The 24,017-nt window shown below is 35.4% G+C and carries 25 protein-coding genes and 1 pseudogene; 24 read left to right on the top strand and 2 right to left on the bottom strand.

Going from position 1 to position 24,017, the window contains the following annotated elements:
* Positions 1-136: 136 nt before the first annotated feature.
* From MKX37_RS15040 to MKX37_RS15000, 9 genes and pseudogenes are all read left to right on the top strand, one after another.
* Positions 137-1,188: pseudogene (locus tag MKX37_RS15040) on the top strand (efflux RND transporter periplasmic adaptor subunit).
* On the top strand, positions 1,185-1,859 hold the full coding sequence (locus MKX37_RS15035) for an ABC transporter ATP-binding protein (RefSeq protein WP_078422139.1): 675 nt from the start codon (positions 1,185-1,187) through the stop codon (positions 1,857-1,859). Before MKX37_RS15040 ends, MKX37_RS15035 begins: the two are co-directional and overlap by 4 nt.
* Positions 1,860-1,861: 2 nt before the next feature.
* Positions 1,862-3,046: an ABC transporter permease gene (locus MKX37_RS15030; RefSeq protein WP_059038084.1), complete on the top strand. Its 1,185-nt coding sequence runs from the start codon at positions 1,862-1,864 to the stop codon at positions 3,044-3,046.
* 186 nt (positions 3,047-3,232) lie between these two features.
* Positions 3,233-4,600, top strand: coding sequence for an FtsX-like permease family protein (locus tag MKX37_RS15025; protein WP_078206970.1), 1,368 nt, complete (start codon positions 3,233-3,235; stop codon positions 4,598-4,600).
* A 222-nt stretch (positions 4,601-4,822) separates the two neighbouring features.
* Positions 4,823-5,257 (top strand): ferritin-like domain-containing protein, encoded by a 435-nt coding sequence (locus tag MKX37_RS15020; protein ID WP_002013647.1) that lies wholly within the window; start codon positions 4,823-4,825, stop codon positions 5,255-5,257.
* Between the two features lie 215 nt (positions 5,258-5,472).
* Positions 5,473-5,940 (top strand): DUF2691 family protein, encoded by a 468-nt coding sequence (locus MKX37_RS15015; protein WP_033730759.1) that lies wholly within the window; start codon positions 5,473-5,475, stop codon positions 5,938-5,940.
* A 23-nt stretch (positions 5,941-5,963) separates the two neighbouring features.
* Positions 5,964-6,479, top strand: coding sequence for a GNAT family N-acetyltransferase (locus MKX37_RS15010; RefSeq protein WP_002084694.1), 516 nt, complete (start codon positions 5,964-5,966; stop codon positions 6,477-6,479).
* Positions 6,480-7,358: an aminoglycoside phosphotransferase family protein gene (locus MKX37_RS15005; RefSeq protein ID WP_033730757.1), complete on the top strand. Its 879-nt coding sequence runs from the start codon at positions 6,480-6,482 to the stop codon at positions 7,356-7,358.
* A 124-nt stretch (positions 7,359-7,482) separates the two neighbouring features.
* Complete coding sequence (locus MKX37_RS15000) at positions 7,483-8,811, top strand: YjiH family protein (RefSeq protein ID WP_033730756.1); 1,329 nt, start codon at positions 7,483-7,485, stop codon at positions 8,809-8,811.
* A 67-nt stretch (positions 8,812-8,878) separates the two neighbouring features.
* On the opposite strand, the gene MKX37_RS14995 is transcribed toward MKX37_RS15000, so the two are convergent.
* A complete protein-coding gene (locus tag MKX37_RS14995; RefSeq protein ID WP_078422140.1) occupies positions 8,879-9,271 on the bottom strand; it encodes a hypothetical protein in 393 nt (130 codons plus the stop codon).
* 458 nt (positions 9,272-9,729) lie between these two features.
* Here MKX37_RS14995 and MKX37_RS14990 point away from each other — a divergent pair, with 458 nt between their 5' ends.
* The 15 genes from MKX37_RS14990 (at position 9,730) to pcp (ending at position 21,912) form a co-directional block, all read left to right on the top strand.
* Positions 9,730-10,074: an ArsR/SmtB family transcription factor gene (locus MKX37_RS14990; RefSeq protein ID WP_000014568.1), complete on the top strand. Its 345-nt coding sequence runs from the start codon at positions 9,730-9,732 to the stop codon at positions 10,072-10,074.
* Positions 10,075-10,103: 29 nt separating this feature from the next.
* Positions 10,104-10,619 carry an SRPBCC domain-containing protein gene (locus tag MKX37_RS14985; RefSeq protein ID WP_002013656.1) on the top strand — a complete coding sequence of 172 codons (516 nt, stop codon included), beginning with the start codon at positions 10,104-10,106 and terminating at the stop codon, positions 10,617-10,619.
* Between the two features lie 88 nt (positions 10,620-10,707).
* Positions 10,708-11,088 (top strand): VOC family protein, encoded by a 381-nt coding sequence (locus MKX37_RS14980; protein ID WP_002033018.1) that lies wholly within the window; start codon positions 10,708-10,710, stop codon positions 11,086-11,088.
* Between the two features lie 159 nt (positions 11,089-11,247).
* Entirely contained in the window at positions 11,248-11,835 is a 588-nt protein-coding gene (locus tag MKX37_RS14975; protein WP_002128007.1) for a GNAT family N-acetyltransferase, read from the top strand.
* A gap of 322 nt (positions 11,836-12,157) precedes the next feature.
* Positions 12,158-12,790: a YdcF family protein gene (locus MKX37_RS14970; RefSeq protein WP_002128006.1), complete on the top strand. Its 633-nt coding sequence runs from the start codon at positions 12,158-12,160 to the stop codon at positions 12,788-12,790.
* Between the two features lie 154 nt (positions 12,791-12,944).
* The gene (locus MKX37_RS14965; protein ID WP_050000594.1) at positions 12,945-14,093 is read left to right on the top strand and encodes an acyl-CoA dehydrogenase family protein; all 1,149 of its coding nucleotides are present in this window, start codon (positions 12,945-12,947) and stop codon (positions 14,091-14,093) included.
* An 823-nt stretch (positions 14,094-14,916) separates the two neighbouring features.
* Entirely contained in the window at positions 14,917-15,594 is a 678-nt protein-coding gene (locus MKX37_RS14960; protein WP_002033012.1) for a copper homeostasis protein CutC, read from the top strand.
* A gap of 23 nt (positions 15,595-15,617) precedes the next feature.
* Complete coding sequence (lepB, locus tag MKX37_RS14955) at positions 15,618-16,169, top strand: signal peptidase I (protein WP_002013664.1); 552 nt, start codon at positions 15,618-15,620, stop codon at positions 16,167-16,169.
* 156 nt (positions 16,170-16,325) lie between these two features.
* Positions 16,326-17,078: an IclR family transcriptional regulator gene (locus MKX37_RS14950; protein WP_002165511.1), complete on the top strand. Its 753-nt coding sequence runs from the start codon at positions 16,326-16,328 to the stop codon at positions 17,076-17,078.
* A gap of 14 nt (positions 17,079-17,092) precedes the next feature.
* Positions 17,093-17,806: a 5-oxoprolinase subunit PxpB gene (gene pxpB, locus MKX37_RS14945; RefSeq protein WP_002127997.1), complete on the top strand. Its 714-nt coding sequence runs from the start codon at positions 17,093-17,095 to the stop codon at positions 17,804-17,806.
* Positions 17,797-18,786 (top strand): 5-oxoprolinase subunit C family protein, encoded by a 990-nt coding sequence (locus MKX37_RS14940; protein ID WP_078422141.1) that lies wholly within the window; start codon positions 17,797-17,799, stop codon positions 18,784-18,786. Before pxpB ends, MKX37_RS14940 begins: the two co-directional genes overlap by 10 nt.
* Before the next feature lie 18 nt (positions 18,787-18,804).
* Positions 18,805-19,566, top strand: coding sequence for a 5-oxoprolinase subunit PxpA (pxpA, locus tag MKX37_RS14935; protein ID WP_050000596.1), 762 nt, complete (start codon positions 18,805-18,807; stop codon positions 19,564-19,566).
* Between the two features lie 22 nt (positions 19,567-19,588).
* Positions 19,589-20,284, top strand: a complete 696-nt coding sequence (locus MKX37_RS14930) for a DUF969 domain-containing protein (RefSeq protein WP_000593391.1) — start codon at positions 19,589-19,591, stop codon at positions 20,282-20,284.
* Between the two features lies 1 nt (position 20,285).
* A complete protein-coding gene (locus MKX37_RS14925; RefSeq protein ID WP_001021656.1) occupies positions 20,286-21,248 on the top strand; it encodes a DUF979 domain-containing protein in 963 nt (320 codons plus the stop codon).
* 16 nt (positions 21,249-21,264) lie between these two features.
* Positions 21,265-21,912 (top strand): pyroglutamyl-peptidase I, encoded by a 648-nt coding sequence (gene pcp / locus MKX37_RS14920; protein ID WP_002127993.1) that lies wholly within the window; start codon positions 21,265-21,267, stop codon positions 21,910-21,912.
* 497 nt (positions 21,913-22,409) lie between these two features.
* Here the strand turns inward: pcp and MKX37_RS14915 are convergent, their stop codons facing one another.
* Positions 22,410-23,897 (bottom strand): peptide MFS transporter, encoded by a 1,488-nt coding sequence (locus MKX37_RS14915; protein ID WP_002127991.1) that lies wholly within the window; start codon positions 23,895-23,897, stop codon positions 22,410-22,412.
* Between the last annotated feature and the right edge of the window lie 120 nt (positions 23,898-24,017).

Genomic DNA, 24,017 nt, shown 5'->3' with positions numbered 1-24,017 from the left:
CAAGGAGGAACTGGTAATGAAAAAGTGGGGCTTTTTATATTGTACATAGTATGTACGGGGCTTTATATATCAAAAACTATTAAAGAAGAGGACATACAGTTTCTAAAAATAAAACACATGAAAAAGTGAGGATATTATGAAGAAAGCAAAAAAACTAGTCATCGTTGGTGTAATTACAATTGGTTTAGGGGTCGGGTCTTATATGACATTTGCAGGAGAATCTGAACCAGTTAAAACTTATAAAATATATGAAGTGACAGAAAAACAAATAGAGAATGAGAAAAAATTAGGTGGCGAAGTTATCCCAAATGGTATAGAAGCAATTTCATTTGATCCAACAAAAGGTACGAATGAATTAGCTGTTAAAAAAGGTGATGAAGTAAAAAAGGACAGCTTCTTTTTAAATATAATGACCCTATTACTAAACAAGGTGTAACATTGCATCAGAAACAAATGGATGCAGCGAAGCAGAAACTAAAAAAAGATAAAAACGCTGGTCTTCCTGAGGAAGCGTTAAAAGCATCAGAAATCGAAGTGCAACAATTAGAATCGCAACTTGAAATGAAAAAGTTTGAAGTAGAAAAAGCTGATGAAATAATTAAATCAGCAAAAGAGAAAGTGAACACACTTTCTGTAACGAGCCCGGCTGATGGTGTAATTGATGACATTGTCAAAAATAATGATGCTGGTATGAGCGGAATTACGCTTCGTCACGCTGGTCCATTTAAAGTAAAAGGCCAACTGTCTGAATATGAGCTTGCGAGTGTGAAGATTGGGCAAGAAGTAACAGTTTCATCAAAAACTGTATCTAGTAAGACGTGAACAGGAAAAGTTACAGAAATCGGATCCACACCATTAAAAAATATGGATGAAAACAAAACAGTTTCCAGCTATCCATTCACTGTTACATTGAACGATAGTGAAGGATTACAAAACGGTTTCCACGTAAACGTGACAAACAAAACAGGTGAAGCAACAGGTACAATCGTTCCGAAAAGCAGTATGGTGAAAAAAGGTGACAAAGATGTTGTCTTCGTTGTAAAAGATGGAAAAGTGAAAGAACAAGTGGTTACGGTTGAATTTGAAACGAATCATGAAGCAAAAGTTTCTGGAGTGAAAAAAGGTGTACAAATTATCTCTGAACCTATGAAAAATGTAAAAGATGGTATGGAGGTTAACACAAAATGATTCATTTAAAAGGCATCACGAAATCTTTTCAAAACGGTACAGAGTCCGTCAAAATATTACATGGAATCGATATAATACTGAACCAGGGGGAATTCACTTCCATTATGGGACCATCTGGTTCTGGTAAGTCAACCTTAATGAACATTATCGGTTGTTTAGATAAACCAACGGCAGGTACGTATGAGCTAGCTGGTCAAAATATTTCAACCATGTCTGAAACAGAACTTGCACACGTTCGTAATAAAGAAATCGGCTTTGTATTTCAAAATTTCATGTTACTACCAAGGCTTACAGCACTTCAAAATGTAGAATTACCTCTTATTTATGCAGGAGTTGATAAAAAAGAAAGACGTGAGCGTTCGTTAGCTGCTTTAACGAAAGTTGGGTTAGCTGACCGTGCTACCCATCTTCCAAGTGAGCTATCAGGTGGTCAAAAACAGCGTGTTGCTGTAGCGCGTGCGATTGTAAATAATCCGAAATTTATTTTAGCCGATGAACCAACTGGTGCACTTGATACGAAAATGAGTGAACAAATTATGGAGCTCTTTTACGAATTAAATAAACAAGGTTCAACGATTATTATGATTACTCACGATCGTGAAATCGGAGAAGCAGCAGTACGTCAAATTGTAATTCGTGACGGCAATATCGTACAAGATTGGAGAGAATAAATTTGAATACGAATGAAAATATACGCATGGCCATATCTTCTATTTTTGCGCATAAAATGCGATCTATATTAACAATGCTAGGCATTATTATTGGAATCAGTGCAATTATTACAATTATTTCAATGGGAGATGGACAGACTGCAAAGATGCAAAAGGAACTTGCAGAGAATCAGCATATGGATGAACTTAAAATAGAATACTTCAACCCGGATTCTCCGACAGAAAAAGCAAAAATTACACCACATATGGTAAAGCAATTGCAAGTGATACGAGGTGTAAAAGATGTGTATCCCAATGTGCATATGGACGTAAAAGTATATACGGGATCAAAAAATGTTTCCTTTAGTTTAAATGGGGGAACAGGAAACTTTATGCAGGACTCTAAAATGAAAATGGTACATGGGCGAGAGTTAACACCGGATGAACTAAAAAAGCCAATTCCTGTTGTAATTGTAGCTGAAGATTTATTTAAAACACTATTTGATAATTGGAAAGATGATTTGTATATAGATATAAAAGGAAAACCATATAAGGTTGTTGGGGTGTACAAATATGAAGACGGTTTTCAACGTCAATTTAAATTGTATGAAGGATATACATCTATCGACAATGCACCTTTAATTGCAGGGATTGAGGAATACGATACAGTGAAAATTAAGTTAACTTCTCCAAGTGAGCGAGAGGCTGTAGAAAAACAAGCTATATCTGTATTGGATGAATTGAAATCCCCAGAATTTGAGCATTCTTTTACAGTCGAGGATACGAAAGCATATGGTCAAAAAATAGAAGAGTCAACACGAACGATGAAAATAGTATTTGCTAGTATTGCTGGAATTTCCTTAATCGTAGGTGGTATTGGTGTGATGAATATCATGCTTGTATCCGTTACAGAGCGTACACGTGAAATAGGTATTCGAAAAGCGCTCGGTGCAACGAGAGGAAAAATATTAACACAATTTCTCATCGAAGCATGTATTTTAACGTCATTAGGCGGGGCGGTTGGTTTTGGATTAGGTATGTTTTTTGCTTGGATCGCTTCGTCAATAGGTGAATGGCCACTAGTTATTTCTGTAAGTCTTGGATTACTCTCAGTTGGAATATCGATGTCAATTGGTATTGTCTTTGGCATACTGCCGGCTAATAAAGCGGCTAAATTGGATCCGATTGAGTGTCTGCGGTATGAATAAGTGAAAAGGGTAATTTTTTAGTAAGGTGTTTTCAAAAAAGAGTAAATACTCCTGCGAGTATTCACTCTTTTTTGGAAACAAATCATTGATGTAATGTCTTCCATTTCTGGAGGGATGGCTGGTGACCTTATCTAGCATTGCCCTTTGTAATATTTTGCATCAATCATTTCCTGGAGGTTAAGATAAATGAATTTATTTAATATAGTTCAACGTAACATACGGCGTAATTTTAAAGAGTATATACTCTATTTTGTATCGTTAGCTTCAAGTATGCTTATCTATTTTATATTTGCATCACTTCGATATAGTACTCAAATAAAAAAAGAAATGGTTAATAATGTGATGATTAATAGTGTTCTTCAATCTTCAAAAGTGATTCTCATTATTTTTATAGCTATATTTATTATTTATTCTACTAATTTTTTTATAAGGAAACGAAAAAAAGAGGTAGGATTATATTCTTTACTAGGAATAACTAAAAAACAAATTGGTACGATGTTATTTTGTGAGACTATGATAATGGGAGGCGTTGCTTTAGTAGTTGGCATACTGATTGGCAGTATGAGTTTTAAGTTATTTTTAGAACTGCTAATGAGTTTAATGAAATTAAATGTACCTATTCATTTCGAGTTATCTATAAAAGCGATAATAGACACGTTCATCGTCTTTTTATCTATTTTATTATATACAGCATGGAAAAACTCTCGCATTATTTATAAATTTCCATTGATTGAAATGTTTCAAGCTAATCATCAAGGAGAACGGATGCCAAAAGGTTCTGTACCTAGGGCGTATATAGGTCTTATTTTAATGGGATTAGGATATATACTAGCAGGCTTCTTCCGTGAAGTAGTAAATATTGTGCGGAATCCCATTGATCCTATGAACCCTATTATAAATCCTATAATGATTCCAGTTTTTATTTTGTTTTTAGTTGTTTTTGGGACATATTTTCTATTCACTTCTTATACAGTTATTGTTTTAAAGAAAATTAGAAGTAAAAGAGAAATATTTTATAGCGGTATAAATATAATAAACATTTCGCAATTACTATACCGAGTAAAAGGAAACGCTAAGTTACTTGCAATAATTGCTATATTAAGCGCTACAGCTTTAACTGCAATTAGTACAGTCGCAGCAGGGTATTATGTAGGGCAATCTGAAACAAATGGAGATTTTATGCAACTGTATGGAGTTGCGTTATTTATTGGAAGTTTTTTAGGGGTTATATTTGTATTGGCGACAGGTTCAATTATATATTATAAACAATTATCTGAAGCGTATGCTAATCAGAGATATTATGAAACTCTTCGTAAAATAGGTGTTACGAAAAAAGAGGTAAGAAAGTCAATTTCGAAGCAAGTTAGCTTTAGTTTTATTTCACCTCTAATAGTCGGACTTGTTCATAGCTTATTTGCGATACCAATAATAAACAACATGCCTATATATAACATCATTATTCCTATTTTAATTAGTAGTGGTGCATATTGTATAATTTATGTTGGATATTATGTGTTAACTATTTATTCGTATTTTAAAATTGTGTATAAATAAAATGGAATGATACGTGTAATAGATAAAAAACGGTTCACTAATAGTGAACCGTTTTTTTTTGTGAACTCATTATTACTCTATAAGAAAATAAAGCAGTGATAGATAGGTTCTTCAATATTTTAAAGGTAATCGAAGAGTTTGGATTTGCGGTTCTTTTTTGTATACATGCTCCTACTATTTCAAAATGCATAAAATGTTATGCGAAATAATGGAGGGGATACGATGTATAATTCGAATTATGATAATTGGTATAGACAGAATGATAAGCTAATTAGTGATATTGAAAAAGCTATAAACGGAGAGTATAGCGCTATAAGTTGCTATGCAAAATTAGCTAACATGGCTCCAAATCAAGTAGAACAAAAACAAATTCTTGAAATCCGTAATGATGAAATAAGGCATTTTCATCATTTTGTACAAATCTATACGAATTTAACTGGCAGACAGCCGAAACCACAGATTACGGAAAATTGCCCTAATACGTACTTACAGGGATTAGAGTTCGCTATACAAGATGAGCAAAAGACCGTAGATTTTTACTTGGAAATTTCAGATGAAGCAGCAGATGCATCTATGAAAGAGTTATTGCGCAGAATAGCTGCAGATGAACAAAATCATGCGGTGTGGTTTTTATATTATTTTGTGAAGTCGAAGTGAGTGTTCAAAATGAATGGCTGATGTGCTGAACATATTAGAAATTATTTTAAAACGCGGTGCAACAATTGAATAAGATATGTAAATGTAAGCAGAAGGAAACCGTTTCACTAGTAGTGGAGCGGTTTTTTATGATGTGCATAGGTATCGACAAAATATAGTAATTAAATTTGATATATAATGTATGAAACAAAAATAAATAAGCTAGGAGCAGACATATGAAAAGAGGGATTACAGTAGATATTCTAGATGGATATGATAATTTACTTTGGAAAGTGTTAAAGCCAATTGATATTACTGCATTTGATTGGCAAGTCATGGGAAGGGAGGAAGCTTATACAATAGTAGGGAATGAATTAGGTCCAGAATTATTTTCAGAAAATAACGAGATCATGGAAGGATCAGAATTAAAAAAGCTAATAAAAGATAACATATATTATCTTTTATTTGTAGACTTAAAAGCATATCCAAAAGGGAAAGTACTAGGAGAAATTGAAACATATGAAGAATTTAAGAAGAGTAAGTGTGAAGTAGTCGTATTAGTAGCGGATGGTGATTATATACAAATTTATGCAAAAAACCAAGAAGAGATTGAAATGATATATGAAAACGCACTGAATCAAGGATTTTATGTAGAATATATTACAGATGAAAATGATGGAAGGACTCGTATGTCAGTATGGTAGCAATTTGAAAGGGGAACGGCAATATGGAGAGAAATATAAGTAAAGAATATACAATTCGAATTGCTACTGAAGATCAAAGTGATAGTATTATCATTTTATTAAAAGAAGTAGCACAATGGCTACAATATAAAGAAGTGGATCAGTGGCAGTATCTTTTAGGAGAGGAAGCTACGGCTGAAATACTAGAATGTATAAGAGAGAAATATACATATGTTGTTATGAAAGAAGATGAAATAGTTGGTACGGTTACAGCTTCTCCTAAACAAAATGAATGGGATGAACATATTTTTGGAAAAGAGGAAGTTTCTAATTCATTATATATTCATAGATTTGCGGTGAAACGGAAGTATAAGGGGGATGGAATAGGAGAATGGATTATACGGTGGGTAGAAGAGAATGTGCAACATGACAAAGAGTATTTGAAGTTAGATTGCGTCCGGCATAATCGTATATTGAATGATTTTTATAAGAGAAGTGGTTTTGACTATGTTGGCAGTACGGATGGACTTAGTAAGTTTCAAAAGAAAAGAGGAGAGTGAATGAATCAAATTAACGTAAGTTTAGTTGAACAGTTAATACAACAACAGTTTCCCGAATGGGCCCATTTAGAAGTGAAACCTGTAAAGTTTAGTGGGCATGATAATAGGACGTTTCACTTAGGGGATGAGATGAGTGTAAGATTGCCAAGTGATGCAGCATATGCACCGCAAGTAGAGAAAGAAAATAAGTGGCTTCCAATATTAAGTAAGGAACTTTCTTTACCAATTTCTGCACCAATTGTGAAAGGGAGTCCATCTGAAGAATATCTATGGCCTTGGTCTATTAATAAGTGGATCGAGGGGGAGACCGTTACGAAAGAAAATGTTCGTGACTTAAATGAATTTGCGGCGGACTTAGGCTCGTTTTTAATAGAGTTACAATCAATTGATGCGAGTAACGGGCCAATAGCTGGAGAACATAATTTTTACCGAGGCGGGCTTATATCTGTATACGATGAAGAAGCGAGAGTGGCTATTGAAAATAATAAGGATGTTTTTGATGAGACATTATTAAAGCATCTTTGGAATGTAGCACTTCGTTCAACATGGGACCACAAACCAGTTTGGATTCATGGAGATGTTGCACCAGGAAACTTACTCGTTAAGGATGGAAAACTTTGTGCCGTAATTGATTTTGGTATTTTAGGAGTAGGAGATCCGGCTTGTGATGCAGCGATGGCCTGGACATTTTTTGATAAGAATAGTAGAAACGTATTTAAAGAAGTATTACGCATGGATGAAGAAACGTGGAATAGAGCGAGAGGATGGGCGCTTTGGAAGGCGTTAATTACATATGATGCGAATAAGACTAGTAATAAGATAGTGGCAGAAGAATCTTATCGTGTAATTCAAGTAATTGTGGATGATTATAAGAGGTAATAGAAAAAGCTTATTTTGATTGTATATTTCAAAATAGGCTTTTTTACATGATTAAATATTCGAATTAAAAGAAGGAATCCGACGTTAATATACAGAATATTTAGATAATAGGAGGTGTCTAATTTTGAATGAAATTGAATTAAAAAGTAATGTAATTAAGACAGGGCGAGAGAAGGGGATTATACTTCGCTTTATACTTGCTAGTCTAGTTGGTGTGTTTATGTTTTTTGTTCCTGTTACGATAAACGGTGCTTCGTCTATTATGATTGATCATATCGTATCATGGATTAGGACTTCGGTTCCGAGCGTAGTACCTTATTACGCACTACTTGTTATGGCAATGGGTGCGATTTATCCGTTTTATACGAAGAAATGGAATGCATCTATTGTAGACATTTGTTTTTCTATTTTAAAAGTAGTAGGTGTTGTTTTCGGCGTATTATATTGTTTGAAAGTAGGACCAGCATGGTTCTTTGCGCCAGATGTTGGACCGTTTTTGTATGAGAAGTTAGTTATATCAGTAAGTTTACTCGTTCCAATTGGCTCAGCATTTTTAGCGTTATTAGTCGGGTACGGATTGCTTGAGTTTATCGGCACGTTTTGTCGTCCAATTATGAGACCGTTATGGAAAACACCTGGGCGATCAGCAATTGATGCGGTTGCTTCCTTTGTAGGAAGCTATTCGTTAGCCTTATTAATTACGAACCGTGTTTACAAAGAAGGAAAGTATACGACGAAAGAAGCAGCAATTATCGCAACAGGTTTTTCAACAGTATCCGCAACATTTATGATCATCATCGCAAAAACATTAGATATTATGCATTTATGGAATGTTTACTTTTGGACTACTCTTGTTGTAACATTCATCGTGACCGCTATCACCGTAAGAATCCCGCCTCTTAGTAGAAAACCAGATACATATATTACGAAAGAAGGGTTCCCAGAGCCCGTTTATAAAGAGAAAATGTTAGAGCGAGCTTGGGAAGATGCATTAGAAGTATCGAAGTCTGCGCCAAGTATTATGAAAAATATCGCAGTGAATTTAAAAGAAGGATTTATAATGACGATGGGGATTTTACCATCAATTATGTCAGTAGGATTAATTGGTATCGTCTTAGCAAAGTTTACGCCAATATTTGATTGGGTAAGTTACATTTTCTATCCATTTACGTGGCTATTACAATTACCAGAAGCAGACCTAGCTGCTAAAGCAGTATCAGTTGGTATTGCAGAAATGTTTTTACCTTCTCTTTTAGTTGTAAGTGCACCGCTTGTTACAAAGTTTGTTATTGCGGTTGTGTCCGTTTCATCCATTTTGTTTTTCTCCGCATCAATCCCTTGCATATTATCGACAGATATTCCGTTAAAAGTATCTGAACTTATTATTTTATATGTGCAAAGAACGATTTTAACGTTGCTTATTATTACGCCGATTGCTTATTTGTTGCTTTAAACATGTAGAGTTAAGTTTCTGAAGTTATGCCATTTTCTGATTATTAAAATCAGAAAATGGCATAACGTTAATTATGTTCTAAAGTAACTCTAGATGATTTTTTCATAAATAACGTATGAGCTAAGTATATAATCATACCAATACGTGTGATTAATACTTCTGCGAGTAGAAAAACTCCGCTTACTTTTATCCATAGGGCTAAAAGTGAACCTAATGTAGGTGAAATCACCATAGCGCCGTGCACCATTGTATTTGCGGTACTAGTTACTCTTCCCATTAATCTTGCAGGGGTTTGAAGTAAGTAACTATAGCATACAGAGATAGAAGCGATAAATATACCAATAAAAAACCAAATGATTAACGATAAAAATAAATTAATCGATAAAAAGCCGAACCCTCCAAGTCCAGTAAGGATCAACATTCCTCCAAGTAATATAGCTGAACCGTTTAAGATATTCATTTTGTTTACTGTATTTCCCTATTTTCCAATGGTTATAGCTCTGATTAAAGCGTCTAACCCAACGATACTTATAAAGATTCCAAACAAACTATCACGTATGTCCATTTCTTTTGCCAATAAAACAACTAAACTATCAAATAAAAATATGAAAAAAAATACTGTAGCGTTAAATAGTATTAAAAGTGTTAAAGCTTTCTTGGACCAGATAAAAACAAAACCTTCGCGGAAATCGTTCCAAAACCCACTGACTAAAGCATCACTTTATCGTAAAACATAGGCTTGTGAAATGTTTTTAATCCATTATTATTATTAAGTAACGATTTGGTATTACTTTAGTTTTCGAATATTCCTTGACGGGAATATTCCTATTTGGTTATAATCGATTCAACAGGAAAAAAATATTAGTGATGATATTGATGTGTTATAACCGGAGACCATCACTTAACGAGGTGAGTGATATGTCGGGGAAAATTCCGGGCGTGAATATGACGACGTTGAGCGCTTTATCTGAACCGAATCGTATGAATATCGTTGAACTCTTGCGTGACGGTCCCTTAACCGTTGGGGAAATCGCCGAACATTTGGGATTAAGGCAACCACAAACTTCGAAACACCTAAAAGTGTTAAGCGATACAGGGATTGTGGAAGTGCAGGCTGAAGCTAATCGCCGGATTTACAAACTCCGACCTGAGCCTTTCCAAGCACTTGATTGTTGGGTGCAGTCATTTAAGCGTGTGATGGAAGAGAGATTCGATAATTTAGATGAGTATTTGAAGGAATTGCAAAACAAGGAAAAGTCATAAAATCAGTTCATATTTAAGGAGGAATTAACATGTCAAACAATACAATGGTATCAAGAGTAGAGAACGATCGGGTATTAGTACTGGAGCGCGTTTTCGATGCGCCGCGTGATCTTGTATTCAGTATGTTTAAAGAACCAGAGCATTTGAAACATTGGTGGGGACCAAGAGGTTGGGAAATTCCAGCATGCACTGTCGACTTCCGTCCGGGAGGCGTTTGGCACTACTGTATGAAGTGTGTCAATCAGAACTTGGAGCAATTTTTTGGTATGGAATCATGGGGAAAAGCAGTCTATAAAGAGATTATTGAGCCAGAAAAAATCGTCTACACTGATTACTTTTCAGATGCTGAAGGCAATGTAAATGATTCTATGCCGTCAACCGAGATGACATTGGAATTCATCGATTTAGGTGGAAAGACAAAGCTAATAAACCGTGCTGAATATGTTTCCGAAGAAGCCCTTAAGACCGTTATGGACATGGGCATGCTACAAGGTATCACCGAAACTTGGGATCGTTTGAACGAGCGATTAGAGTCGCTGAAATAGATTTTTGTACCGTAATTTTATTTTCGATGATAATAAAGTTTAAAACATTTGGTTTAATAAAAATTTTTGTAAGGGAGAGTTAAAATAGATGATTAATAATGTTGGTCAAATTATGTTGTATGTGAATAACCAAGATGAAGTGAAGGAATTCTGGACAGAAAAAGTAGGATTTATTGTAATTTCAGAGGAAGATAACGGTCAAGGAATGCGATGGATTGAAATTGCTCCAACTAAAGAAGCTGAAACAAGTATTATTCTCCATAATAAGGAGTTAATTGCTAAAATGCAGCCTGAGTTAAATCTTGGTACACCTTCCTTAATGTTCTTCTCAAAAGAATTCGATCGTTTATATAGCGATTTAGTAAACAAAAACGTTACAGTCGGAGAAATTGTAAATATGCCTTCAGGTAGAATATTTAATTTTGCAGATAGCGAAAATAATTATTTTGCAGTAATGGAAAAAAAGTAAATTTCAATTCAATTTATGAGTGCGATGCTTGAATAAAGGCATCGCATTTTTTATTTTAAAGATATATTTTATTCCTTAACATAAATATAATTATGTGTTCTTATATAACGATTTAACGGTAGTGGAGTATGATATAGTTACAACAAAGGGGGCTTAAAAATGGAAGTAATTCACGAAAGAGCAAAGTTACGGTTAATGGATAGCAATGATGTCGAAAAAATGTTTTCAATCGTGGAAGGAAATCGAGATATTTGGGCGTATTTAATCTCTAAAATGGATACTGTTCAAGATATGCAGCAATATGTTCAAAAGGCGATAAAAGCTTATGGGGCAGGGAAGGATTTGCCATTTGTTGTTGTTGATCAAAAGACAAATGAAGTAGTAGGAAGTACACGCTTATATAACATTTCAGTTGAAGATAAGACGGTGGAATTAGGGAAAACGTGGTATGACCCAAGTGTGCAACGTACGAGTATGAATACAGAATGTAAGTATATGTTATTACAATATGCTTTTGAAAAGTTGCATATGCGGAGGGTACAAATTAAGACGGATGCACGAAATGAAAAAGCACAAAGAGCAATTGAAAGACTCGGCGCAGTAAAAGAGGGTGTACTTAGAAACGAAAGAAAATTACCGAGTGGGCATGTTAGAGATGCAGTTGTATATAGTGTTATTGCAAATGAATGGCCAGCAGTAAAGGAAAGGTTATTAGAAAAATTAGAGTCATATAAAGAAAAACGATAATTCATATTATTAAAGGTGTATTGATCGTCAAGATGAAAAATATACCTTTTTTCTTACAAAACAGTTACTTCTTTTGTTTCATCATTCCATTATGATAAAAAATTCGTTACAATGTAGTTGTATGGTAATAAACTTATAAATTACACAAATGTAATGAAAACCGCAAACGAAAAATGAATTGATAATCCTCAATTTTAAATGAAAACCCTTTAATGCATATATATGATAAGAAAAATTCCTTCTTTTAAACAAATTCAAACAAAATGATTTGATATATACGTTTTTATATAGAAGTATGGATGATGTACGGAGGCAGTTATAAATGAAAGAAAATAAGAAAAGTAAGAAAAGAAAAATCTTGCAAGTATTCTTGCTTATGATTTGTTCTATTATTTTATATGTAAGTTATGCAGCTTACGATATTTGGAGTTATCGCTTTAAAACAGATGATGGTGTGAAGACAGATGCTGGTATCGTGCTGGGAGCAGCTTCATGGAACGGAAAACCATCTCCTGTATTTAAAGAAAGAATTAATCATGCAATTTCCTTATATAAGAACGGTAATATTAAAAAGATTATTTTCACAGGTGGTACAAAGTTTGAGGCAGAGCTTGAGGAAGCGCGTACTGCTAGAGTGTATGCACTGAAACATGGTGTGAAAGAAGAGGATATTCTAATTGAAACAAAATCCCTTTTCACAGAGGACAATTTAAAGAATGCAAAGCAAGTTGGAATAGAGAACGGAATACGCACATATACGATTGTGAGTGATCCACTTCATATGAAACGTGCAATGAAAATTGCAAAGCATATTAAAATTGAAGCGTATGCATCACCAACTCCAACGTCAGCGTATAAAACGTTAGATACAGAAATCCCTTTCTTTTTTAAAGAATTATGCTCGTATATTGGATATGTAACCTCTTTGCCATTAAAGGCATTGAAAGGGGATTAATATAAGAAAAGAACCTATCCTTTTTATAGGAACTTTTCTTATTGTTCAAAAGCATTGTATTTTTATCGGAATAGTGAAACAATAGAGAAGTAACTTCATATAATCATAATGACAAAATGAACGGTTTATGAATCGAACATAAAGGAGATTATGTATGGCACTCTCATTTGTTGAAACAGAAGAACAATCTTTAGTTATTGAGAAAATAAATAAATTGATTCCGAAGTTCATGGAAAGGGAGCATCAACTAAGTGAATTAGGATCATTTCCGTATGAAAATATTAATAATTTGAAAGATATCGGATATACGAAATTAACGTTGCCAAAAGAATTGGGAGGCAATGCGATTTCTTTATATGACTTCGTTTTATTTCAAGAGAAAATAGCAGAAGGCTGCGGTGCTACCGCATTATCGATTGGATGGCACCTTGGCATTGTAAAGGAATTAGCTGAAAATCGTTCTTGGAATGAGGAAATGTTCACTTGGTTTTGTGAAGAAGTACGTAATGGTGCGCTTTTTAATCGAGCAGCGACAGAGCCGAATACAGGTAGTCCTACGCGCGGCGGGAAACCAGAGACGTTAGCTGTCAAAAAAGGTGAGAAGTGGATTATAAATGGAAGAAAAACGTTTACGACAATGGCACCAGTACTTGATTATTTTATCATTTCAGCAAGTATTGAAGGCCAGGAAGATATCGGAGAGTTTGTCATTCCAAAGAATACGCAAGGCGTGACAATTGAAGAAACGTGGGATAGCATCGCAATGCGAGGAACTGCGAGCCATGATCTCGTTTTACAAAATGTAGAGATACCAGATCGCTTTTTCACTGATATAAAGGGTTCAAAAGTTAAAGCTAAGGGTATTGGCTGGTTGCTACATATACCAGCATGTTATTTAGGAATTGCACAATCAGCAAGAAATTATGCAGTTCAGTTTGCGGTATCATACAAGCCAAACAGTTTAAATCATTCTATAAGTTTATTACCGAATGTTAGAAGGTTAGTTGGAGAATTAGAACTTGAGCTTATGCAAGCTCGTGTCTTTTTATATCAAATTGCGAAAAAATACGATGAGGCAGAAGATAAATTATCATTGCAAGCAGAACTTGCGGCAGTGAAATACGCGGTAACAAATGCGGCGATATCTATTGTAGATAAAGCAATGCGCATCGTAGGAGCGAAAAGTTTATCAGAAAAAAATCCGCTTCATCACTATTATTTAAACGTCAGAGTAGGACTACACAATCCGCCGATGGATGATGTAACACTGTCTATGCTGGCGGATGCGGCGTTTCGGTCGTAATGAAGAAATATAAAGTCTGTTCCGTTCAGGAACAGGCTTTTCGTTGTCGGTGAATCGTTGATATAATTCCATGTATTATGTCATTGTTCAAAGAAGAGGGAATTCTCGTTTTACAAAATAAAAAGGCTATCCTTTTGATAAGAGGATAGCTTTTTTATTTTGTTCTATTGTGGCTGCACTTCAAGATTCATACTACTTTCAGAACCGTCTTGATTATGTGCAAATAATGAATACTCACCTGGTAAAGGATTGGCGATGAGTGAACGTAAAGGAAAGGATTTACTTTCATTTGGCTGTAACGTGTGTTTTACTAAACGATCTTCTTTGAATTTAATTGAATAGGTAAAACTGTTTGTACCAGTATTTTTAATCGTAATATGTAAGTCACCTTGGCCGCTAAAGTCAAAGCCTGTACCAGTATCGCCTCTGAATACAGTTGAGTTATTAAATGAAGATGAACGAAAGGTTTGAGTTTCTTCTTTATTGATTGATGAAAGGGTAATCGTTTCTGTTTCTATACTTGAAGTTGAGAAATCTAGTTTTGTATTTGGTTTTGTTAATAAAGTAATCGCGAAAAGTGATGCAATTACAATAAATGAACTAGAGATAACGAACCGTTTTTTTTGTAAGAAGCATATATTTATCTCCTTTCATAAGGATATAAGAATGTATAATTTTAAGAAAAACATAACATATAGGATATTTATTATCAATTCAATAAATCTTTCTTTTCATTCTTCTTTTTATAGTTTTATAGTGGAATGCTATGTTTCTTATTTCACCTACTGTATAATAAGAAAAAAGTACGAAAAGAGGTTATCTCATGCTAGAGGTTATTGCAACTTGTTTAGAAGATGTGAAGCGAATTGAAAAGGCTGGTGGAAATCGAATTGAACTCATTTCATCATATACAGAAGGTGGTTTAACACCGAGCTATGCTTTTATAAAAAAAGCAGTAGATGCAGTGCAAATACCAGTTCATGTTATGATTCGTCCGCATGCGAAGTCTTTTACATATACGGAAGAAGAAATTGAAATGATGAAAGAAGATATTGTAGTTGCTCAAAATCTTGGAGCTGCTGGTGTTGTATTAGGTGTGTTAAATGAACAAAATGAAGTTGATGAAGAGAAATTAGTAGATTTATTATCTGTTGTAGATGGAATAAATGTAACGTATCACCGTGCGATAGATGATACAGAAAATCCAGTAGAAGCGATGAAAGTTTTGAAGAAATTCAATAAAGTTACTCACGTTTTAACTTCAGGCGGACAAGGAAATGTAGTAGATAATATTCCGGTTCTTGCAGCAATGCAAAAGGAAAGTGAAGGGAATATACAGCTTGTTGTCGGAAGCGGAGTAACGAAAAAGAATGTAAAACAATTGCTAGATGAAACTGGAATTTCTCAAGCTCATGTCGGTACAGCGGTAAGAGAAGGGAAATCATGTTTTTCTGAAATTGATCCTAATTTAGTACAAGAATTAGTTCAAATAATAAAATAAACACTTAAGAAAGAGGAGAAACGATGAAGGAAAATACGAAGAAAGAATTATTCTCATGGGCTAAAACGATAGGATTTACCCTTGTATTAATCGCTATTATTCGCGGTGTTTTATTTACACCTTCATTAGTACAAGGGGAATCGATGATGCCAACTTTAGAAAATAATGAGCGAGTTCTCGTGAATAAGATTGGTTATAGTATAAGCGGGTTAGACCGTTTTGACGTTATCGTCTTCCACGGAAAAGAAGGGTACGATTTAGTAAAACGAGTAATTGGTTTACCAGGTGATACAGTTGAGTATAAAGATGATGTTTTATATGTAAACGGAAAAGCGATGGAAGAACCGTATTTAAAAGAATTTAAAGAAAAGGCGTCAGGTCGTGTATTAACTCCTGATTTTACGTTAGAACAAATCACAGGGAAAACGAAAGTGCCAGAAGGCCAAGTGTTTGTTTTAGGAGATAATCGTGAAGTATCTAAAGACGGTCGTATGTTTGGGTTTATTTCAGAAGATGAAATTGTCGGAAAAGGACAAGCTGTTTTCTGGCCATTGAAACAAGTGAGAGCGTTATAAAGTAAAGCAAAAGTATGGGAGAAATATTCTTCCATACTTTTTTGTTTGTGAAAAATATATTGATAGAATTGAAAGAATATTTTATAATTTTAAATTATAGGTTTGTTTCGAAAAACGGAATTTAAGTTCCGAAATTCGGAACTTAAAGGAGATAGGATGAGTATAAATAAAACGGCAGTTAAGACAATGGATATTTTGGAGTTGTTTTATGAGCATGAGGAGCTAAGTTTAACAGAGATGGTTCAGCTTACGAATATGCCGAAAACATCTGTTTATCGTTTAATTGGCTCGTTAGAAGAAATGGACTTTTTACAAAAAACAGAAAAGGGAAAGTATCGTCTCGGAGTCGTTTTTTTACGATTTGGTCAACTTGTTTCACAAAGGTTATCCGTAAGAAATATTGCGATACCTTATATGAAAGAGCTTAGAGATAGTTTAGGGCAAGCAGTAAATTTAATTATTCAAGATGGTAATGATGCAATTTATGTTGAAAAAATGGAAGGAGCTCAGCCGGTACGTGTTTATACGGCGGTTGGAAGAAGGGCTCCTCTGTATGCGGGTGCATGTCCGAGAATTTTACTATCGTATTTTTCTGAGGAAGAGAAAAGAAAGTACGTAGAGGAAACAGATTTAAAGCAGTTTGCGGATGGAACGATCGTGAATAAGGAGCATTTGTTAGAAGTATTGCATATGGCGAAAAAAGAAGGGTACACAATTAGCTACTCTGAATTAGAAAATCATACAGCAGCTATAGCAGCACCAATTTTTGCAAGTGATGGAACGGTTGTAGCTGGCATTAGTATTTCGGGATTAGCAATTGAGTATAGCGAAAGTAACATTTCATATTTTACTGCGAAAGTGAAAGAAACAGCATACCGTATTTCGAAAGAACTCGGCTTTTGGGTATAGAAAGAGGGAGTGGGATGAAATTTTCTGCGTTAGGGGATCAAGCAATTATTGTTACATTTGGTGAAGAAATTGGGATGGATATATACGAAAAAGTACAACGATTATTTCAAGCGCTGAGGCGGCATCCGTTTGCAGGAATGGTTGAATGCGTTCCATCGTTTACTTCATTAGCGGTGTACTACAATTTGTACGAAGTATGGAAGCAAAACGAGAGAAGTGAAAGGCCATATGATCACGTTTGCCAGTATATACAGGAGCTGTGTGATTCTTATAAAGAAGAAGTGAACCGAGATGTGAAACATATTTCTATACCGGTGTGTTACGGGGGAGAATATGGACCTGATTTAGAAGAGGTTGCATATTATCAAGGATTACAAGTAGAGGATGTTATTCGAATACATAGTGAAACAACATATTTCGTGTATATGTTAGGTTTTACACCTGGGTTCCCATATTTAGGCGGATTACCGAAAGAACTAGAAACACCTAGAAAAGAAACGCCGCGGTTACAAATTGCTCCTGGTTCAGTAGGTATTGGCGGAAATCAAACAGGTATTTATCCGCTTGAAACACCAGGAGGCTGGAATATTATCGGCCGAACACCTATTTCTCTATTTAATCCAAAAGAAGAAACACCAACATATATTCAAAGTGGTATGTATTTACGATTTATACCAATAACAAAGGAAGAGTACGTATCGCTTGAGGGGGCTAAAGAATGGATGTAGAGGTTTTGCATGCAGGAATGTTTACAACAGTCCAAGATTTAGGACGATCTCATTATCAACAATACGGTGTACCTGTTGGCGGGGCTATGGATAAAAATGCGCTCAGGATGATTAATATGTTAGTAGGTAATGAGGAGAATGAGGCTGGACTCGAAATTACAATAATGGGACCTAAATTGTTAATCAAGAAAACGACTTTGCTCGCGATTGGTGGAGCAGATATGGAACCGTTGTTAAATGGAGAACGCATTCCATTATGGCGTCCCATATTAGCTGAAGAAGGAAGCATGCTTTGTCTCGGAAAAGCGAAAAGCGGTTGCAGGGCGTATGTGACTTTTGCGGGTGGTATAAATATTAATCGTACGATGGGAAGTAAAAGTACTTACATACGTGCTGCTCTTGGCGGTATTGAAGGGAGAATGCTGAAAAAAGGAGATTATTTTCAAATTGGTACAGGGGCAGAAGTTGGGAGTCGTTTCATTCGGAATTTACAAGAAGAAGAGCGTATAAAAACGAAGTGGGCAATTTGTAACAATACTTTACCAAAATATAAGAAGCAGCCTATTCTTCGCGTCATAACAGACTTTGAATATGATCAATTTACAGAAGAAAGTATAAAGTCGTTTTTTTCGAAAGAGTATAAAGTATCCAATTATGCTGATCGCATGGGATATAGGCTTGACGGAGATGTTTTAAATAGAGTTGAAGAGATAGAAATTTTATCGAGCCCAGTTACATTCGGAACAATTCAAGTACCGAATGGTGGACAGCCTATTATATTAATGGCGGATAGACAAACGACAGGTGGTTATCCGAGAATTGGAAATGTAGTTTCAGTAGATTTACCTCTTCTAGCGCAGCTGAAACCAGGAGACTATGTAACTTTTGAAAAAATAACTATGGAAGAAGCTGCACACTTATATATAGAACAGGAAACAAGTATGAGTCTATTAAAGAAATTCATCGCTTTACGAAGCTGAGATTAGGAGGAAAACATCGTGACTACAATCGATTTGAACTGTGATTTAGGAGAAAGTTTTGGAGCTTATAAAATGGGGAATGATGATGAAATTCTTCCGTTCGTTTCCTCTATAAACGTTGCTTGTGGTTTTCATGCGGGTGATCCGGCCGTTATGAGGCAAACGGTTGAAAAAGCTCTGCAGCATAACGTAGCAATAGGAGCGCATCCTGGATTTCCTGATTTAATTGGATTTGGAAGAAGGAATATGCACGTTTCAGCAAGTGAAGTGTACGATTATGTTTTATATCAAATTGGCGCATTAGAAGGATTTGTTAGAGCTGCCGGAGGGAAAATGCAACATGTAAAACCGCACGGTGCCTTATATAATATGGCGGCAACTGATTCGGAAATTGCGGATGCAATCGCAAAAGCAATTTATCATATTAACCCTGGATTATTACTTTACGGATTAGCGAATAGTGAGGCATTTATAAAGGCAACAGAAAAATATAATATAACTCTCGTACAAGAAGCTTTTGCTGATCGTACGTATAAGCAGGATGGAACTTTAACGAGCCGTACAGAAGAAAATGCTCTTATAAAAAATGAAGATGAAGCAATAAAACAAGTACTTCAAATGGTGAAGGAAGGGTATGTAGAATCGGTTAATGGGGAGAAAGTAGCAGTTCAGGCGCAAACGATATGTTTACACGGGGACGGAGAGAAAGCAGTACAATTTGCGGAAAAAATATACAGAACATTCGAACTTAACGGTGTTTCTATAAGTGCACCGAAATAATAAATGAGGGGAAGTGCTGGAAATGATTAAATTAATTGGGATACTACTTGTTGCAGTTGGGTTTTTATTTAGATTAAATACACTGTTAGTAGTTATGGTTGCGGGTATTGTTACTGGTATGGTTTCAGGCTTAAGTTTTTATGATGTGATTAGCATGTTCGGTAAATTTTTCATAGAAAACAGATATATGTCTATGCCAATCATATTAACTTTACCGGTAATCGGAATTTTAGAGCGTTATGGTTTAAAAGAAAGAGCAGAAGCACTTATAACGAAATCAAAAGGAGCAACAACTGGAAGAGTATTAATGTCATATTTTACGATAAGAGAATCATCAGCAGCACTTGGACTGAATATTGGTGGTCATGCGCAAACGGTAAGACCACTTGTTGCGCCAATGGCAGAAGGAGCTGCGCAAGGTAAATATGGTAAACTCCCTGAAAAATTGAGAGAAAAGATTAAAGCAAACGCAGCAGCTGCGGAAAACACAGCTTGGTTTTTCGGAGAAGATATTTTTATCGCAACTGGTGCCATTTTATTAATGAAGGGATTCTTCGATTCAGTAGGTATGCATGTCGGTGTATGGGATATGGCGCTTTGGGGTATTCCAACTGCGATATCTGCCCTTATTGTGAGCTGGATTAGGTTTAGAAGGTTTGATAAGTATATAGAGAAAACAATGAAGGCAGAAGAAAAACAAGAGAAGGAGGCTATATAAGATGAACATCATAACAATGGATACAATTTATTATGTATTAGGAATAATCGTTGCATTTATCGCTGTTCGTATTGCATTTGATCGTGAACATCCAAACCGATTCGGTTCTAGCTTATTTTGGGCATTGTTTGCAGTTACATTTTTATTTGGAAATGTAATACCTTCGTTTTACGTTGGCTGTATCGTACTCGCTATGGTCGTGTTAGCTTCATTAAATAAAGTAACAAAATCCGAGGAGAAAGAAGTACCAGTGCAAGAACGTGTGAAACATGCTGAGAAATTAAAGAATAAAATTTTTATGCCTGCACTGTTAATACCTATTTTTACAATTATCGGTACACTGACATTAGGGAAAATCAAATGGGGAAATGTCTCTCTTGTTGATCCTGATAAAGTAACGTTAGTTGCATTAGCGTTAGGTGCATTACTCGCATTCGTTGCAGCGATGCGTATTACAAAAGCGAAAATAACAACGCCTGTTCAAGAAGGAAGCAGATTACTACAGGCTGTCGGCTGGGCTGTTATTTTACCACAAATGTTAGCAGCGCTTGGCGGTATTTTCGCAAAATCTGGCGTTGGCCAGGTCGTTTCTGATTTAGTCGGACAAGTGTTACCAACAGAGTATCCATTCGTTGCTGTTATGGCGTACTGTTTAGGAATGATGCTATTCACAGTTGTAATGGGAAATGCTTTCGCTGCGTTTGCGGTTATTACTGGCGGAATTGGCTTGCCTTTAATTGTTCAAATGCACGGCGGGAACCCAGCAATTATGGCAGCACTCGGTATGTTTGCTGGATATTGCGGAACACTGATTACTCCAATGGCGGCAAACTTTAACATCGTTCCGGCAATGCTCTTAGAATTGAAAGATAAGAATGCTGTCATTAAGGCGCAAGTACCAATTGCTCTGTCCATTTTCATTATAAATATGTTTATAATGTACGGCCTTGTATATCGTTTCTAATTAGGAGAGTGAAACTATGAAAACAGTATTAGTAACAGGATTTGATCCGTTTGGCGGAGAAAGCATCAACCCAGCTTGGGAAGTCGCAAAAAGTTTACATGAAAAAACAATTGGAGAATACAAGATTATAAGTAAACAAGTTCCAACGGTATTTCATAAATCGATACAAGTATTAAAAGCGTATATAGAAGAGTTGTCGCCTGACATTATTATATGTATTGGACAAGCTGGGGGCAGACCAGATGTTACGATAGAGCGAATAGCAATTAATGTTGATGATGCAAGAATTGCTGATAATGAAGGGAACAAGCCGGTGGATATGCCGGTTGTAGAAGAAGGACCTATTGCGTATTGGTCTACACTTCCGATGAAAGCAATCGTGAAAAAACTTCGCGAAGAAGGTATACCGTCATCTGTTTCACAAACCGCAGGTACATTCGTTTGTAATCATTTATTCTATGGTCTCATGCACGAACTAGAGAAACATGATAAGAAAATAAAAGGCGGATTTGTTCATATTCCGTTCTTGCCAGAGCAAGCGAGCAATTATCCAGGGCAACCGAGTATGTCACTTTCTACGATTCGTAAAGGGATAGAGTTGGCAATTGAGGTAGCGACGGAAGTGGAAGTAGATATTGTAGCGTGCGGCGGTGCGACGCATTAAGTAAAAAGCATGTTAATTAAAGAGGGCTGATGCAGCCCTCTTTGTGTGTTTGTATTTTGTAATTGAAGATGCAGTATAGAATATAAAGGGAAAGGTTGCAATGGGAGTATTCTAACAAATATGGAATTGTTCCAAATAAAAGGCAACTTTTTAAATAGTTTCTTAATGATGTAGAATTTTCGTCTATATGAATGGATAAAAAGTTAAGTTCTGATAAACTCAAAGATATACAAAGTAATGATTTTAAAATGGTGTGATAAAAATATCACACCATTTTTATGTAAAACAAACAGAGTGAATTTTTTCCATTAGTAAAGTATAACTGGGTAAGAGATAATCATCAGAATTGTTAATTGTACTATGATTTTTCAAAACTGATAAATTTAAATATAAGTACGGTAAGAATGCAATATTTATCTAACCTTTACAAAAAAGAGTAACCCGTTTGGCTACTCTTCACATAGAAACTTGTATTTGTTTATTTCAATAAGAGACCGTTATTGAAGTCCCTTCATGAAACTTTGGATTTTTGATGATAATGCAAACAGCAGGATGCTAACTAAAATGGAGATAGCACCAATAACACCAAAGTAAATTGATTCTGTTGCAGGATTATACAGTTTAACAACTTGGGCATTTATTGCTTGCGCAGACGCAGTTGATAAGAACCATAAGCTCATGGTTTGCGAAGAGAAAGCAGCTGGAGCCAGCTTCGTCGTTATTGATAACCCTGAAGGAGATAAACAAACTTCTCCAATTACAATTAAAAAGAAGCTAAGGACTAACCACATAGGGTTCACTAAAGAGTGAGTACCGTTGATTAAAGCCGGAATAATCATAACTAAGAATGATAAACCTGCAAATAGCAATCCAATAGCGAATTTTTTTGCCGTTGAAGGCTGCTTCTTGCCTAACTTTATCCAAATCCATGCAAAAATCGGTGCAAGCGTTACGATAAAGATTGGACTTAATGATTGGAACCAAGCGGAATGCAATGTAATTCCATTGAACTGTAATTGAGTTCGTTGATCCGCGTATGTCGCTAAGATAATAGCACCTTGTTCTTGTATAGACCAAAATATTGTAGCTGCAATAAAGAGTGGTATATACGCAAGAAGACGAGATTGCTCTATTTTTGTTGTTTTAGGACTACGATACATATAAATGAAATAATAGGCTGGAATAACAATCCCTAAGATACTAATCAGGAATGTAAAACGATTTATAGTTAACAACCCAGTTGGAATTGTAACCACACCTAGCAATATTAATACAACCAGACCAACACTGAAATACTTAATAGTCTTTTTTCTTTCCGAATCTGATAATGGATTAGGTACTTGTGTACCGATTAGACCAAGGTTTTTCTTTTTTGTTCCAACAAATACCCCTAACCCAATTGCCATACCAATTGCCGCAACTCCAAAACCAAGGTGGAAATTATATTGCTGACCTAATGTTCCGACAACTAAAGGTGCAAGTAAGGCACCTAAGTTAATACCCATGTAGAATATACTGAACCCTGAGTCACGACGCGCATCTGTTTCACTGTATAAACTTCCTACGATGTTCGATATGTTAGGCTTTAACAACCCTGTTCCTAGAACTAAGAAGACCATAGAGATAAATAACGCACTTTTACTACCCGGTAAAGCTAAAATAAGATGGCCAATCATAATTAAAACGCCACCAAAGAATACGGTTTTACTTGGACCAAATAAACGATCCGATATCCATCCACCGATAATACTAGACATGAACAGTAAGGAACCGTAAATTGCCATTATCGAGGTTGCGGTAGATTGATCAATTCCTAATCCACCTTTTGAGACCGAATAGTACATATAATACAGTAAAATAGCTCTCATCCCGTAATGAGAAAACCTTTCCCAAAACTCAGTGAAGAATAAAGAGAATAATCCTTTTGGATGCCCAAAAAATCCTGTTTGAGGAATACTTTGAACAAGTTCGTTTTTTTCTTTCATAATGTTAATATTACCCCTTATTAATTTTTTATATTATACAAGTATAACTTAAGAGGTTCCCAGTAGTCCATAACTATCTAAGCCCGTCGATGAAGAAAAGCAGCCTTCTGGCTGCTTTCT

This window comes from Bacillus sp. FSL R5-0709 (genome assembly GCF_038004785.1).
Taxonomy (GTDB): Bacteria; Bacillota; Bacilli; order Bacillales; family Bacillaceae_G; genus Bacillus_A; species Bacillus_A mycoides.
Note: the sequence above shows the minus strand (reverse complement) of the source record. Positions and strands in the feature narration are given on the sequence as shown.